Origin of the sequence: Hymenobacter terrenus, assembly GCF_000972495.1 — a bacterium.
In the GTDB taxonomy this organism is placed as follows: domain Bacteria; phylum Bacteroidota; class Bacteroidia; order Cytophagales; family Hymenobacteraceae; genus Hymenobacter; species Hymenobacter terrenus.
The window spans coordinates 1-15,450 of the sequence record NZ_LATM01000034.1 but is presented as its reverse complement, the minus strand read 5'-3'; the positions used below and the strand labels follow the sequence as shown (position 1 = coordinate 15,450).

The window sequence follows — 15,450 nt, the reverse complement described above, 5'->3', positions numbered from 1 at the left end:
GGAAAAGAACAGAGTGAATGTTTGCCAGGAGACAATAAAAGTAAGCGCTCAACGCCTAGCCGTTGCAGCATTTATTTAAACCCCTGACAGCATTTGTTCACCAGGCCCCGGCAGACATCCCACAACGCAGTTTTGTGGGCTGGAACAAGTGCCGCGCGAGCGTGGACTTAGACGGCCCAGTGCTGCCAATGAGAAGGATAAGGGAGAGTTCGGGGACCTTGAGGATATCTTAGGACATAATTATCTGTGTTAAATCAATTCGATGCAATTTGCACTAGTAATCTCACAGGAAACATCTCAAAGATGAAAAAAGCAGTAAGCATTCTAATTGACCATTCCGGAAGTATGGGCCGTGACCATAAACAGGAACATCTTCAAAAATATCTTGTTGGTAAGCGAACAAGAATGGAGTTAGCTCAAGAGATTCTAAGGACTCAGATTGTTCCGAGTCTTGTCGGTTCAGACATAGTAATCATTCAAACTTTTAAAAGTGATTCAAAGGGAATAGATTATAAAGGGGAATTTATTCAAGAGAGTGACTATGATGAAAAGCAAATAGTGCAAGCTATAATGCATATTAGCCTTCCCGCTGCTGGTGGCACACCAATATCTGCTGGTATTTTAGAGGCCATTAAGAGATTATCAGTCCATTCTGACCATAATAAAATACTACTTATCATTACTGATGGAGAAGAAACTGGTGATGGAAATTATGTGGAACAACTCAAAAAAATCGGGCAGGAAGGTTTCTGCAAAGTTCATATTATAGGCTTAGGACTTGATTCGACACTTGGCAATAAAGCCAAGATAGCCGCTGACTCTGCTGGGGGTATATTTACTAATATTCTATTACCCCAAGGCGTATCATTTGAATCTATAGCCATTGACGCAAAAACACAATTATTTGAGTTAAAGCGCTTATTAAATGAGTCTATTACTCAAATCAAATCTTCCCCCTCTGATACAATTAGTGCGCTTGAGGACGAACAACTCAATGAGCGTATAAGAGTCGCAAGCGAAAAGGCACTCTTTCATCATCTAGGCCAGAAGTACGGTGATAAAGTACACTGGTTAAATGACCCTGTAGAAGCAGGTGGTGACCACGATTTTGAAATTATTGACTTTGATAGTAACGAGCCATTACTCTATATCGAGTGCAAAGGCACGCCAGGTAATAAGCCTACTTTCTATTTGACAGCGAACGAATGGCGACTTGCTCTAAAACATGGTTCAAAATACGAGCTCTACTTCGTTCAGAACTGTTTTGACCAGCCAAAATTCACACAGTTTATAAACCTAATAACTTCATTGGAATCCGGTAATTTGTTACCATATTCACTTGAAGAGGAGCACTTACAAGCTAAGCGCATTGCTATGACAGTTGCCTCAACCTAGTCAGATAACACAAACACCGCCATCTGCGAAGGCGCACCCACGCCTTCTACCTCCTCCCCCATCCCCACCAGCCGCACCTGATACCCGTGCCGCTCCGCCAAGCCCGCGGCCCAGGCGGCAAACTCGGCGCGGGACCATTCGAAGCGGTGGTCGTCGTGGCGGAATTCGCCGGCGTTGAGCTTTTCGAAGAGCTGGTTGTAGTCGGCGTTGGGGCTGGTGACGAAGACGTGTGCCGGGCGGGCCTGGCCAAACACCACGGCTTCGAGGGCAGCGAGGCGGTTTTCATCCAGGTGTTCGATGACTTCGACCAGCGCCGCCGCGTCGAAGCCGGCGAGGCGGTCGTCGCGGTAGAGCAGCGAGCCCTGAATAAGGTCGATGCGGGTGCGCTGGCGCGGGGGCATTTCATCTAGGTGCAGGCGTTGGGCGGCACGGCTCAGGGCTTGGTGCGACACATCCATGCCCAGGATATACTCGATTTTGGGCTGGCGCAGGAGCAGGCGTAGCAGCTTGCCTTCGCCGCAGCCCAGGTCGAGCACGCGCTTGGGGGCAAGCTGATATATTTCGTGGGCTACTTGTTGGAGGCGCTGGTCGTGGAGGCTGAGCCTGCGGTCGCCCTCCGCGTTCACCTCACGGGACCCCTCCGGGGCCAGCCCCCTCTCCAAAAAAGAGGGGGCACCGGATATGCTCCTGGCGGAATCGTCAGGTGCCCCCTCTTTTTTGGAGAGGGGGTCAGGGGGTGGGGTTTCGTCGGCCGGGTCGTTGAGTTCATCCCCCTCCAGCAACCGAGCCAGCGTTGGGTTCACGATGCCGGCCAAATACCGCAGGTACCGCCGCGTAATAAACCCGCGCTCGGGGTGCTGGGGCAGCCAGTCGCCGCCGCGGTGCAGCAGCTTTTCGGCTTCCTGCTGGTCGATGTAGTAGTGCTTGTCGTTGTCGAGCACCGGCAGCAGCACGTAGAGATGGGTGAGCAACTCGCTCAACCGGATGGCCTCGTGGCGCAGCGTGAGGGTGTAATAGCTGCTGTTGCCCCACTCGGGCATGGTGGGGTCGAGCAGCGTGGTTTCGACTTCCACGGCGTAGCCCAGCGGCTCGAAGAGGCGGCGCGGCCAGTCGGGGCCGGGCGCGGACACAACCGCCACCTTCGCCACCAGCGGCAGGGGCTGCGCGGGCAGGGTTGGCCGGTCTTTGCAGGTGCCATTCATGGCCGTGCCGAAGGCCTTGCTCAGCGCCACGCTCAGGAAAGACGAGGCCACGTAGGGCCGGTCGTTCACGTACTGCTCCAGCGTGAAGCCGTCCTGGCCGCCGTTGCCCCGGCCGCGCACGAGGCCCACCGGATCGAGGTCGAGCAGCAGGGCGGCGGTGCAGCGCTCGGCCGTGGCCTCGGGGTAAAAAACGTGGGCCTGGCCCCCGGTAATTTCCACGCTTTGCAGGCGAGCCGGGTTTTTATGGAGCAGGTAGCCGAGGTCCGTCGCCGGCTGATAGGTGGTGGAGATGGTGAGGAGCATACGCAGAGCCGTGAGGTCCCAAAGCTACGCGACGCCCTTCTTCCCCGCACCACGGGCCTGCCTCGCAGTGGCCCACCGGCTCCCCCGGTGGGCCACAAGGCCGCGAGCTGTGGGGTCGTGTTGCTTTTTATTCGACAACCCCACATCCGCTGTGGGGTTGTTAGCTTTTTTTCCAAGGCACCCCACAGAATTTGTGGGGTCATCGGCTTTTTTTTTGAAGAACCCCACAACGACTGTGGGGTTCCTCCATTTTTTTACTCGCAACCCCACAGCATTTAGCTATCGGTTCACCGCTTGCTGGGCCGGGTTGGCTTCAGTGGCCTCCAGGGTTTCACCTTTCAGGAAAGACTTGTACCAGCGTCCCGAATCTTTTACGGTGCGTTGCTGGGTTTCGTAGTCAATATGAATCAGGCCGAAGCGGGGGCCGTAGCCTTCGGCCCATTCGAAGTTGTCGGTTAGGCTCCAGGAGAAGTAGCCGCCCACGTCCACGCCTTCGCGCTTGGCCCGCAGCACCTGGCCGATGGCGGCTTGCAGGAAGGCGCGGCGGGCGGGGTCGGCCACGCGCTTGCCCTGGCGCTCGTCGGGAAAGGCCGAGCCGCTTTCGGTCACGATGAGCTGCGGCGCGTTGGGATACGCCCCAAACTGCTTTAGCATGTGGTAAAGCGACTCCGGGAAAACCTCCCAGCCCATGTCGGTGTAGGGCACGCCGCGCTGCTTGGCCGGCACCAGCGAAGCCCATTGCAAGGGCAGCCAGGGCGAGAAGCGCACCATTTCGCGGGTGTAGTTCTGAACGCCCCAGAAGTCGAAATTGAACTTCATGCGCTGCTCATCGCCGGACTTTTGGTAGCGGTCGAGCAGCCAGCGCAGGGCCGGTAGCTCGGCCACGGGGTAGCCCAGGCCGAGGGTTGGCTCCACGAAAAAGCGGTTCAGCAAGGCATCGGCGCGGCGGGTGGCGGCTTGATCGTAGCTATTGCCGGGCCGGAAGGGCGTGAGATAGGAACAGGAAAACGTGGTGCCAATCTGGGCCGTGTCGGGCAGCAGGGCGCGCAGGGCGCGGCCGCCCTCGGCCTGGGCCAGCGTGGCGTGGTGGGCCGCCGACAGGAAGGCTCCCAGGTGCCGGCGGCCGGGCGCGTGCACGCCCAGCAGGTGCCCGGCGCCCACAAACACCATGGGCTCGTTGATTACCGCCCAGTGCGGCACCCGGTCGCCGAGGCGACGAGCCATGATTTGGGCGTACTCCGAAAACCAGCCCACGATGTTGCGGTTGGTCCAGCCGCCCCGGGCCTGCAGGGCGCTGGGCAAATCCCAGTGGTAGAGCGTGAGCATGGGGCGCAGGTCGCGCTCCAGACAGGCATCCACCAGCCGGTCGTAGTAGTCGAGGCCGCGGCGGTTCACGGCGCCAATGCCTTCGGGCAGCACCCGCGGCCAGGCCACGGAAAAGCGGAAATCGGTGAGGCCCAGGCCCCGGGCCAGGTCCAGGTCTTCTTCGTACCGATTGTAGAAATCAGTGGCCACGCGGCCGTGCTCGTTGCGCCGGATTACGCCCTTGCGGCGTGTAAAGTCATCCCAGATGCTGGGGCCTTTGCCCTGGTGCTGCCACGCCCCTTCCGTCTGGTAGGCCGCGGCGGAGGCGCCCCAGTAAAAATTCGCCCCGAAATCGGCGCGGGAAAAAGGCAGCGGAGTTGAGGCCGGAAAAAAGGCCGCCGGGAGCGGCTCGTCGTAGCGAGGGGGTAGTTTGAGCATGCGGGGAGCACGGAAAATCAAATGGGTAAGTATAGAACGTCATCCTGAGCCGAAACTTTCGGGCTCAGCCAAGACGTGAAACGTTGGGCCGAGCAGCAGGCTGAGCGCAGCTGCTCGCGGGGGCCCAGCAACTCAATCGTTGCGGAAGGCGGGTAAGATGCCCGGCTCAACACGACGGCCTAAGATAGTTGCAGCTATAGTCGAGTGGTGTTATGCGAAGTATTTTTTCTACAATGGTAATACTTTCCTAATGCCTTCACGGTGTAATTGCTCACGCAGCAGCTGGTCTATTACGGCGGCCGTCTGGTCGGGGTAGTCCACGGGCACCGTTTCGTGCCGGTGCAGCCATTGGTCGACCCGGTCCAGGTTTTTGTCTTTGAAATTTTTGATGACCGGCACGCCCATTTTGGCCAGGGCCGCCGCATTGCACTGCTGCTCGTACTGCTGTTTCATGGGCATCACTAGCAGCTTCTTGCCCAGAAACAGGGCCTCGGCCGGAGTTTCGAAACCGGCCCCGCACAGCACCCCGGCCGAGCGGGCCAGGCTGTCGAGAAAGGCCGCGCCACTCACCGGCCACACCCGCACGTTGCCATATACGGCGGGCACGGAGCTGTGCTTGCTGAATACCTCCCAGCGAATCGTGCGGCTCAGGTGTTGCAGCCGCTCCACCAGAATTTCCTCCTCATACGCCGGCAGATACACCGTGTAGTGCCCCTCGTTGGTCGGGCTCAGCTCGCGCACCTGCTGGCGGATAACGGGCGTGTACATCCCGGGCGCATACGACCGGAAGTGGAAGCCGTACTGGGCCGTGCTCGGGGCGTAATGCTTCAGCACCCCACGCCCGGCCGGGTCCTCCTTATCGGGCCGCGGGGAGGCGGGGTGCAGCACCGCAGACTGGTGGCTGAGGGCCACGCAGGGCACTTCGCGCAGCTTGCAGGCCCAGCTACTCACCGGCTCGAAGTCGCTAATCACCAAATCATAGCTCTCTACCGGCAAATTCCGGATTTCGTGCAGAAACTTGGCCGAGTTGAATTGCCAGAAGGTTTTTACGAAGTTGATGCCGCCCTTCTTGCCGAATAAAAAGCCCATGCCCTGCACGCGGTAGTTCACCTCAAACGGCAGCGGTAAGTCGGCGGGCGGGCCACTCACCAACACATCGAGCTGGGAGCAGCGGGCTTGCAGCAGCGGAACCACGTCGAGGGCCCGGCTCAGGTGGCCGTTGCCAGTACCCTGGATAGCGTAAAGAATGCGGGGCATAAAAAGCGTAATGGTGAGCCGTAGGACGCAGCCTTTGCTGCGTCACACCGACACCGAAGCCCGAAAACGCGGAGCCACCGCTCCGCGCCACGGGCCAACAGGTCATTTATTTAATCTTAAACTCGGCCAGCAGCCCTTCTAATAAAGCCGCCGGGTTGGCATCAGCCAGTTCCTCCGCCGCGTCAGCCGCGTGGTCTTCACTGATTTGCTGCATCACCGGGTCCTCATTATAGTAGTAAAGCTGCCAGCCCGCTTCGGGCGTGTACTCCAACGCCGTCAGGTTTTCTACCCAGTCGCCGGAATTCAGGTAGATGACTTCCCCTTTCGCAGTGGACAAGGCCTTAATTTCCGGTTGGTGAATGTGCCCGCAAGCTACGTAGCGGTAGCCTTCGTCGGCGGCAATGGCCGCGGCCGTTTCCTCGAAGTTGCTCACCGCCGCCACGGCCGTTTTCACCCGCTCCTTCACCAGCTTCGAGAGCGCCACGCGGGGCCGGCCGAGCTTCTCCAGCCCGTAGTTCACGAACCGGTTTATTAAAATCAATAAGTCGTAGCCGTGCCCGCCGAGCTTGGCCAGCCAGCGCGAGTGCCGCATGGTCACGTCGAATACATCGCCGTGAAACAGCCAGGTGCGGCCGTGGGGCAGGTCAAGCACCAGCTTGTTGTCGAGCCGGAACTGGCCCAGCTTCAGGCCCGCGAACTTGCGCAGCAGCTCGTCGTGGTTGCCGGTAAGGTAATGAATTTTGGTACCCTTGGCGGCCAGCCCCGCCAGGTAGCGCACCACCCGCATGTGGGCCGGCGGCCAGTAGTTCTTGCTAAACTGCCAGATGTCGACAATGTCGCCGTTGAGCACCAGCACCTGCGGCCGAATGCTTTTGAGGTAGCGCAGCAGTTCCTTGGCGTGGCAGCCGTAGGTGCCCAGGTGCACGTCGCTAATGACTGCTACCTGCACCCGGCGCTTGCGGCGGCCTTTGGGCTTGGAAATGCCGGCGGGAAGTAGGTTTTCGGAGTCGGACAACGGAGAGGGGGCTATGCTCATGCGGTGGCGGGTTGGGCGAAACGGCCGCCCCGGCTAGGTCCGGCCGACCGGCGTGGTCGAATGGCCGGCCCCGGACGGCGGTCAGCTCCCAGCTCGCCCCCACCGCCAAAGGCGGAGCGCAGGCTTGCTAGCGTGTGCAGCCAAAAGGCGAACCACAGCGCCAGCTGAAATAACTCATACACAAGCCAGCGCCCCAAACGGCGCAGCCCGGAAAACAAAGCTGGAAAGTACATGGCAGATAGGATGAAAAGGTTGTGGAAATCTTGCTCTCAAAGTTCTCCTACTACTATGAAGCCGTGATTAAGGCCGCATTATGCTTAAATCAAGCCTCCAGCTGAGAGCATGATTTTTATCACTTGTCGGCTACCTACCGTCGGGTTTCGCGCGGCATGGCGTTTATTTGCAGGTTCAATTAGTTAAAAGCGTTCACCAATTTTCATTTCCCTATTTCTATTTGTACTCCCCTATGCCCACTTCTTCCCATTTGGTTCGCCATTTCCTCACCCTGGCTCTCCTGAGCCTGTTTGCTGCCGGCACCGCCCTGGCCCAGCCCACCGGCAAAGCCGCCAAAGGCCGGAAGCGCTATACCTTCTCTCAGCGCGACTCGGAGTCGCCCTACGTGCAAAACGTAACCAAAAACACCGACGAAGAGCAGGAAGTCGACGGCTCCTTCACCCGCCTCGGCTACCGCTCCTACAAAGACATGCTCACCGAAATCGAAGCCCTCAAAAAGCTGCACAACTGGGCCGACACCACCTACCAGCGCCGCCTGGCCGCCATTCCGCCCGGCGGCGCGCTGCTCGTTACCATCCACCGCCAGGGCCAGAAGAATACCGATTTGGGCAATCTCACCGTCACCGTCACATCCAAAGACGGCAAGGAAGTCTTCACCCAAACCCTGGCCCCCGGTACCGGCCGCTTCTTCGGCCGCGACCTCTACCAGGCCCAGCGCGCCATCCCCTTCCCCAAAACGGACCCGCAGGAACTGAACGTGAGCATCCGCGATGCGAAGCTCTACCAGACGTTCGACTACACCCTCACGCTGCCCGCCGCCCAGTAGCAGCGACTTACTAGCCCGGGGCCAGGCCTCCGCACAGCCGCTGGCATACTATAGATTTTCAGCTTCTTAGAAATGGTTAGGTCGGCTTAGCGTCGGCTTAACCATTTTTATTTAGATAATAGAATAAGCGCTTATGCGCAGCCGGCCGGCTAAAAAATAACGAGCGAATAACTAATAAAATTAGCAAAACCACCGACGTAAGCTATTATCTTTGGTATATCGCACGGTAGTCTCCCGCCAAAGCGTCGCCCGTAAAAAGGCGAAGCCCCGGCTGGTGGAACAACCGGGGCTTCAAGAAGTGGGTGGAACGTACACCCTTACTTCTTAGCAAGATGAAACGGGAACGTGCGAAACAACTACTGCAAGATTGGTGGAAACCGATTTTGCTGGGGTTTGCGAGTGGAGTGGCGAAGGATGTTATTCTTCTACTACTCTCTCACTACCTCAAGTAGTGGGTAAGGGGTTGGGCCGTGTGCCCGGCCCCTTATTTTTTATACGCGTTTTTTACAGGTACAAATGTAGAGAATTTTTCCACAATTCAATGCAATCCTTAGCCCAGCGTGCGGCTTTTCAGCCTCGTGATTCCCAACAACAGTATGAGTAAAAGGCAAATTCACAGCACTATTCATTCCCAACCTACTGCCCCGGCGGTTGCAGCAGCATGAAGCGCAGAGTTGCCGCCGTTTCCGTGATATTATTGCTGGCGCTACTCACGGCTCTTAGCTTCCAATCGTACCGCTACCCGGCGCCGGCCGAGCTGCGCAAGAAAGCGCACTACCTGGAGCGGGTGATTCGCATGCCCTCCAGCGACTCTTCCGCCCTTGCCAAGGTGAGCGAGCTAAGCCCGGAATGGGCACTGTTTTCCTTATCATTTTCGGTGTACGCCTTCACCAACATGGCCGCGCGGGACACCACCTTCCGGGCCGAAGCCGCCCGCTATACCGAACTAGCCATCCAAGAAACGCTAACCGAAGAGATTAGCTGGTTTGCCCGCACCGCCGACTCGCCCCCCTCCGGACTCGACACGGCAGGCTCCGTGCTCTACCTGGGCCACCTGAACCTGATGCTGGGCTGCCACCGGCTGCTGAATCCCGCCTCGCGCTACGCCGCCTTGCACGACACCCTCTCCCGGATATTGTATGGCCGCTACCGGCGCGCGCCCTCCCACTGCCTCCAATCCTACCCCGGCCTAACGTGGGTGCCCGACAATACGGTGGCCCTGGCCTCGCTGAATTTACACAGCCAGCTTACCGGCAGCTCCTATGGTCAGTACTGCCAGCAGTGGCTAGCCTACGCCCGCCAGCACCTCACCGACCGCCGCACTGGTCTGCTCGTTTCGCGGCCGGGCACTGCTGCCACTCCCGCCGAAGAGCCCCGCGGCTCCATGCTCGGCTGGAGCATCTTTTTCCTCTACCGCTTCGCCCCCACTTACGCCGCCGAACAATACCGGCTTTACCAACAGCACTGTAGCACCAACCTGGGCATCGTGCGGCTATATAAGGAACGAGCCGGTAGTTGGGCCACTACTACCGGCGACATCGACAGTGGCCCGTTGCTATTGGGCTTCAGCATTCCGGCCAATGCCTTTGCCTTCGGCGATGCCGTGGCCCAGCAGGACTGGCGCAACGCCCAACGCCTGCGCCGGGTCATCGCCATCGGCAGTCGGGAGGAGGAAACCGCGCAGGAAATCCATTACGGCGTCCGCTTCGTGAATTTGCCCGTCAGCCCACTGGCCGAAGCCCTACTGCTGCATGCGGAGACCATGACGCCGTGGCGGCTGTTGCTACCCGCGGCCCTTGCGGACCATTAGGCCGCCCACCGCACAGCTATGCCTTCGCCAGCAGTTGCTGTAGTTTTTGCCCCAGCGCTGTGGAATAGCGACGCTCAACCAACACGTGTAGGCCGTAAGCCAGCAAGAACACCGCAGCAAGCAGGGTAATGAGCAGCAGATGCTTATCCACTTTACCCCCCAACCGCTGTAATATCACAAACCCCATGTTGTGATGCAGCAAATAGATGGGGTAGGTTAGGGCGCCGGCCCAGGTCAGCAGCCGGGCGTAGCCTAGCCTGAGTTTGCGATTAATAATCAGGAGGAAGGCCACAAAGAATCCGGTTACCACGGTCCACACCACGGGCAGCGAAAACGGCTCTTTAAAGAACGGCACCATATCATCCATTATGGCGCGCGATGAGCGCAGACTCAGCCCGTAGCTGGCCAGTAGCACCAAATACAGTTTCCAGGGGGCCGCCTGTTTGGTTTGCAGCAGGTAGAAAACCATGCCCGCCATAAAAAACGGCGCATAGCGGGGGAACAACAGCAGCACAAACGGCGTGGGCGCGAGGTAAAAAACTGGCCCAGCGTTTTGCCCTGGGCCGACATCAAGACGACGTAGCCACTAATCAGGAAGAAAAGCTTGACGCCCAAATACCCGTACTTGAAGACCTTTCCAAGGGTCAACAGGACTGGCGTGCTCGCCATGATATCCTCGGTAAGTGAAGTGATAGAGAACGACCGATAGCGCGGCGATGAAACGCAGCAAGTCAATTTCGTGGTAACGGATGGGCTTGCTGCGTATTTCTGGTTCCATGTCACAAAATTGGGCGTTTTTGCAATAGCCGGCTGGCGGAAGCCTTAGGCTGGCGGCGTGCTATTTAAAGACGCCCTTCACCACCTGCTATTTCGAACACCGCCAGCGAGCAGTAGAAACGCCGTTAGTGCACAAGTACTTAGAAGGTGTTTGCGTTCGTTGAACATTCTATTGAAAGGGCCATGCTGAGCTTGCCGAAGCATCTCTACTGCAGGAGTGATTCAGTTACTATTGCAGTAGAGATGCTTCGGCAAGCTCAGCATGACCGTTTTTATTAATTCAAACAGCTTCTTAGCCGTTGGCTACCCCCGCAACCTCACCCACTGCACGGCTATTACCGTCTTGGCATCCTGTAGTGGCTCCGCCTCCAGCGCTTCCCGCGTGAAGTCCACCATCTCAATCTTCTCGTTTTCCTCGGTCAGTCCGCCGCCGGCGCCGGTTCTGCGGCTGACTTCGGCGTAGAAAACGGTGATGGCTTCCGAGCTGGTGCCCGGGGAGGGCCATATCTGCACGATTTCCTCCAGCTTATCAACCTCGTAGCCCAGCTCCTCGTGAATCTCACGGCGCACGGCTGTTTCGGGGGCTTCGTCGCCGTCTATCATGCCAGCGGCTATTTCCAGGATTTCCGTTTCCGGGCCAATGCGGAACTGCCGGGTGAGCACGTACACCTGCCGGGCGGTGTCGTAGACCAAGGCGGCGACGGCCGTACCGGGCGCGAATTGCTCGCGCTTAAGTTGCACGTCGCCGTCTTGCACAATGAGCTGGTTGACTTTATAATGGCCGTCAAAAACACGGCTGCGGTCGATAATCTGCATGTTCGGGTTGTTGTGTTGTACCTTTGTAAAAACCAGGGCCGCCGTCGGAGCAGCCCGCTGCCCGGCCGCGCCGGGCAAAGCCCCGCGCCTCGGCTGCCTCCGCGAAGTAAGCGCACTTCATCCCAACTTCTCTTCATCGAGGGAATCTGACGGCCTCCGACGAGCCGCCAACCCCGCCCACGCCTGACATCATTCGGCGTGGCCATGCCAGCCTATGTCAACACGGTAGGCGCCACTAATTATTACGCGGGCAGCTGTCTGCCAGCACCATACCACAGTACCTCCGTACCAAGCTCTCCACATGACGTTTGACGATTTAAATCTGATTGACCCCATCCTTAAAGCCCTCAAAGAGGAAGGATATACTACCCCTACTCCCATTCAGGGGCAAGCCATTCCCCACGTACTCGAAGGCAAAGACCTCCTCGGCGTGGCCCAAACCGGCACCGGCAAAACCGCTGCCTTCACCGTGCCCATCCTGCAAGTGCTGCACCGCACGGCTCAGCTGGAGCGGCACGCGCCGCGCGCCATTCGCTGCCTCGTGCTCACGCCTACCCGGGAGCTGGCCATTCAAATCAACGAAAGCTTCGGCGCCTACGGCCGCCATCTGTCGCAAATCCGCCACACCGTTATTTTCGGGGGCGTGGGCCAAAACCCGCAAGTTGCGGCCCTCAAGCGCGGCGTGGAAGTGCTCATCGCCACGCCCGGCCGCCTGCTCGACCTCATGAACCAGGGCTTTGTGGACCTACGCCAAATCGAAGTATTCGTGCTTGACGAAGCCGACCGCATGCTCGACATGGGCTTCATCAACGACATCAAGCGCATCCTGCCCAAGCTGCCCACCAAGCGCCAGACGCTGTTTTTCTCGGCCACCATGCCCGGCCAGATTCAGGAGCTCGCCAGCACCATCCTGCGCCCCAACCCGGTGCGCGTGGCCGTCACGCCCGTCAGCAGCACCGCTGATACGGTAACCCAATCGGTGTTCCTGGTCGATAATACCGATAAGCCGGCCCTGCTGCGCCACATCCTGCAGGACAAGGGCATTAAGCGCGTGCTGGTTTTCACCCGCACCAAGCATGGCGCCGATAAGGTGGTCAAAGCCCTCGCGGCTAATCAGATTCCGGCCGAAGCCATTCACGGCAACAAGAGCCAGAACCATCGCCAGCGGGCGTTGTCCAACTTCAAGGCCGGCACCACCCGCGTGCTGGTAGCCACCGATATTGCCGCCCGCGGCATCGACGTAGACGAGCTGACGCACGTCATCAACTACGAAATTCCGAACGAGCCCGAAACCTACGTGCACCGCATTGGCCGCACCGGCCGGGCCGGGGCCTTTGGCACCGCGTTTTCGTTTGTGGAAGAAGAGGAGCGCGCCTATTTGCAGGACATTCAGAAGCTCATCAACCGACAGATTGACCAGAACGACGAGCACCCGTTCATCTCACCACGCGTCCGGCCGGTATCACTGCACGGCAACGAGCGCATCATCCGACCCAAAGGCCCGGCTGGTCGTCCGCCGCGCTCCGGCCCCAGCCGCGACGGTAGTCGGGCCGGTGGTGGCCAAAGCAGCGGCCGCTCGGGTGGTGGCCCAAACAACGGCCGCTCCGGTGGCAGCAGCCGCCCGGCCGCGCCGGCCGGCAACGGCCAGTCAGATACTAACCGCCGCTTCGGCAGCGGCGGTGCTCGCGTGAACGTCGGCGGCAACAGCGCTGGCGGTGGTGGCCGCGACGGCGGCCGGCGCCCATCCCGGGGCGACTCGGGAGGCTCACGCCGGGGCTCCTTCTAAACAGTCGCCCCAGCAGCCTGGCGGCATTCATCAAAATGACCCGGAAAACTTTTTCCGGGTCATTTTGCTTTTTAGAGCTGATTACTCGCTTTTTCGCAAACGCAGCGGCGAAGACAAAGCAGGTAATTCTAGTCTGGCTACTGCATACCTAAATACCGACTACTCATCAATTACTATGGCTCAGCCCACGCTTCCCGTTATCCAAGCCCTGCGCGACACGGCGCAGCGCCTCGCCACCCAAGCGCCTTATCAATGGGGCCACATGGGCAGTTGCAACTGCGGCCACCTCGCCCAAACCGTCACGCGCCTCACCAAAGCCGAAATTCACGCCCGGGCCATGCAACGCTACGGCGACTGGGAGCGGCAGCTCATTGACTACTGTCCCACCAGCGGCCTGCCCATCGACCAAACCATCGATGAGATGCTGGCCCTGGGCTTCTCCCGCGCCGACCTCACCCACCTCGAACGCATTTCTGACCCGACCATCCGGGCCGCCATTCCTTTCGAGCGCCGCGATGCCCTCCGCCACAACCAGCGCGACGACGTAGTGCTCTACCTCCGCACCTGGGCCGACCTATTGGAGCAAGACCTGCTGGCTGGCATCACGCTGCCCAGCTTCAGCCCCGCACCGGTACCGACGCCTGAGCTCATCGAGGCCGCCGCGGGTATTTAGCAGAACGCCGCCAGGTAACAGTTCTGTCTCCTGGCATCTGCGCCGATTAACTATCGATACGCAAAAAGCCCCTGCCAAAATTTTGGCAGGGGCTTTTCTTTTCTATTTACGCTGGGCCAGGCCCACCGCTTAAAACCAAGCGGGCGGCCTCGCAGTGATTATTCGCGGGTGACGTTGGAGCGTTGTGCTTCGCGGTAGCCTTCGGCACGATGGGCGCGCTTGTAGGCAGCATCAGCAGAAGGGTCTTTCTCGGCGTCGGGGGCCTGGGAGCAAGAGGCCGTCAGGAACAATGCCGCGGCAGCGGCCAACCAAAGATTCGTGCGGGTCAGTTTCATGCTGCGAAGGTAACTCCCCGAATTTATTGGAACAACTTCCAACAGGCTTCCTCTCATGTGATCGGATTGCAAGTGATGATCCCCCAATTACTTACACTTCTCCATTGAGTGAGGGATATTGCGATAGCTCAGTGATAGGGATGAGCTTATAAGAGCGTTTGTATCCGCTTCTTGTATCCATGAGAGCCAATCTTGTATCCGTAAAAGAGGGTTTAGAAGCGAGTTGAATTGTATTAATGGCTTATTCGCTCACCACCACGCTCACAGTTGAGGGCCATATGAAACCACTCTGAACCGGTATACGCGCAACCACGAGCCTCTTTCCTATTGAATTGGGTGGTTTACAATCGTTACCCTCCTCATAAAGAAACCCTACCAACAGAGTCAGTAGGGTTGCTAGTGTGAAAGCCTTGGATGGGGTACGCTAATAGAGCACGGATATAAACACTACTAATGGTGGTTATATGTGCAACACTGGTTAGAGTAACTAAGTTCCTCTAATACAGTTCATTGTCTCAACGGTACAAAGTACCCAGATAATGTACACTACTGACTCTCTCTCTCTCTTCTCTTCTACATTCTTTCAGATTCTTTAAAGGTTAGAGAGGGGTTAGACAGGTTAGTAAAGGAGAGTGAATGGATCTGATACACCCTGAACCGTAGCGAATTGATGTAAATGACTCACTGGCTACCAGGCATATTATAGAGACAATAGCTAGCCGTTTCAAATGGAATAGTGTTGTTCTTCATTAGTTATAGAAACCCTACTGACTCTGTTGGTAGGGTTTTTTCGTCTGAATGGTCCTGCTGCTCTGGCTTATAAGTAGCAGATGGATACCAATAACAACAGAGAAGAAGCTCTGAGAGAACAGATCAAGTCAAGAACAGCTCTTCAGCTCACCAAGGGTGCAGCAGCGATGAACAACCTGTCTAAACAGGAACACAAGGAGAAGAAGCAGAAGTATTACAACTACATCAGAGAGCTGATTGGGAAGGGTGTGGCATACCATGACCGGGTGGCAATGATGATGGAAGAATTCACCCTCACTCAGAGGTATGTTAAGGCCCTCCAGAAGCAATACAGGGAAGATCTGAAAGCCACCAAAGCAGAGCGCGAGGAGAGCGCGAGGAGAATGGCAGAGAGGATTATCTGACACAGCTGGAATTCCTCTACAGGGATGCCATGAAAGGTGGTGACCGTGATGCAGCGATTGTACGCTTCCCCATTTGGTAAGCCAGTAGTTAGCAAAGGTTAAG

The 15,450-nt window shown here is 57.9% G+C and carries 14 protein-coding genes; 6 read left to right on the top strand and 8 right to left on the bottom strand.

From position 1 onward, the window contains the following. Positions 1–303 precede the first annotated feature (303 nt). Positions 304–1,395, top strand: a complete 1,092-nt coding sequence (locus tag WX88_RS23330; RefSeq protein ID WP_046246837.1) for a protein NO VEIN domain-containing protein — start codon at positions 304–306, stop codon at positions 1,393–1,395. On the opposite strand, the gene WX88_RS23325 is transcribed toward WX88_RS23330, so the two are convergent. The 5 genes from WX88_RS23325 to WX88_RS23305 all read right to left on the bottom strand — a co-directional run bounded on the left by WX88_RS23325 (position 1,392) and on the right by WX88_RS23305 (position 7,169). Beyond that, positions 1,392–2,900: a 3' terminal RNA ribose 2'-O-methyltransferase Hen1 gene (locus WX88_RS23325; protein WP_046246836.1), complete on the bottom strand. Its 1,509-nt coding sequence runs from the start codon at positions 2,898–2,900 to the stop codon at positions 1,392–1,394. The genes WX88_RS23330 and WX88_RS23325 overlap by 4 nt on opposite strands. 279 nt (positions 2,901–3,179) lie before the next feature. After that, the gene (locus WX88_RS23320; protein WP_082116264.1) at positions 3,180–4,643 is read right to left on the bottom strand and encodes a GH1 family beta-glucosidase; all 1,464 of its coding nucleotides are present in this window, start codon (positions 4,641–4,643) and stop codon (positions 3,180–3,182) included. 228 nt (positions 4,644–4,871) lie between these two features. Continuing rightward, a complete protein-coding gene (locus WX88_RS23315) occupies positions 4,872–5,900 on the bottom strand; it encodes a glycosyltransferase family protein (RefSeq protein WP_046246835.1) in 1,029 nt (342 codons plus the stop codon). A 106-nt stretch (positions 5,901–6,006) separates the two neighbouring features. Then, entirely contained in the window at positions 6,007–6,936 is a 930-nt protein-coding gene (locus WX88_RS23310) for a UDP-2,3-diacylglucosamine diphosphatase (protein WP_082116263.1), read from the bottom strand. Continuing rightward, the gene (locus WX88_RS23305; RefSeq protein WP_046246834.1) at positions 6,933–7,169 is read right to left on the bottom strand and encodes a hypothetical protein; all 237 of its coding nucleotides are present in this window, start codon (positions 7,167–7,169) and stop codon (positions 6,933–6,935) included. The genes WX88_RS23310 and WX88_RS23305 overlap by 4 nt, the downstream gene beginning before the upstream one ends. Before the next feature lie 233 nt (positions 7,170–7,402). On the opposite strand from WX88_RS23305, the gene WX88_RS23300 reads away from it, so the two are divergent. Together WX88_RS23300 and WX88_RS29660 are read left to right on the top strand one after the other, a co-directional pair. Further along, positions 7,403–7,996 carry a hypothetical protein gene (locus WX88_RS23300; RefSeq protein WP_046246833.1) on the top strand — a complete coding sequence of 198 codons (594 nt, stop codon included), beginning with the start codon at positions 7,403–7,405 and terminating at the stop codon, positions 7,994–7,996. 661 nt (positions 7,997–8,657) lie between these two features. Further along, positions 8,658–9,806: a hypothetical protein gene (locus tag WX88_RS29660; RefSeq protein ID WP_052733030.1), complete on the top strand. Its 1,149-nt coding sequence runs from the start codon at positions 8,658–8,660 to the stop codon at positions 9,804–9,806. A 16-nt stretch (positions 9,807–9,822) separates the two neighbouring features. Here the strand turns inward: WX88_RS29660 and WX88_RS23285 are convergent, their stop codons facing one another. Then, the gene (locus WX88_RS23285) at positions 9,823–10,320 is read right to left on the bottom strand and encodes an acyltransferase family protein (RefSeq protein WP_046246832.1); all 498 of its coding nucleotides are present in this window, start codon (positions 10,318–10,320) and stop codon (positions 9,823–9,825) included. Positions 10,321–10,886: 566 nt separating this feature from the next. Continuing rightward, the gene (locus WX88_RS23280) at positions 10,887–11,399 is read right to left on the bottom strand and encodes an NUDIX domain-containing protein (RefSeq protein ID WP_046246864.1); all 513 of its coding nucleotides are present in this window, start codon (positions 11,397–11,399) and stop codon (positions 10,887–10,889) included. Positions 11,400–11,700: 301 nt separating this feature from the next. On the opposite strand from WX88_RS23280, the gene WX88_RS23275 reads away from it, so the two are divergent. Then, a complete protein-coding gene (locus WX88_RS23275; protein ID WP_072053089.1) occupies positions 11,701–13,185 on the top strand; it encodes a DEAD/DEAH box helicase in 1,485 nt (494 codons plus the stop codon). Between the two features lie 175 nt (positions 13,186–13,360). After that, positions 13,361–13,858: a hypothetical protein gene (locus WX88_RS23270; protein ID WP_046246863.1), complete on the top strand. Its 498-nt coding sequence runs from the start codon at positions 13,361–13,363 to the stop codon at positions 13,856–13,858. Between the two features lie 158 nt (positions 13,859–14,016). Here WX88_RS23270 and WX88_RS30440 read toward each other — a convergent pair whose 3' ends face one another. Then, positions 14,017–14,193 (bottom strand): hypothetical protein, encoded by a 177-nt coding sequence (locus WX88_RS30440; protein ID WP_156176379.1) that lies wholly within the window; start codon positions 14,191–14,193, stop codon positions 14,017–14,019. Between the two features lie 830 nt (positions 14,194–15,023). On the opposite strand from WX88_RS30440, the gene WX88_RS23265 reads away from it, so the two are divergent. Then, positions 15,024–15,347, top strand: a complete 324-nt coding sequence (locus tag WX88_RS23265) for a hypothetical protein (protein WP_046246831.1) — start codon at positions 15,024–15,026, stop codon at positions 15,345–15,347. Positions 15,348–15,450: the final 103 nt, after the last annotated feature.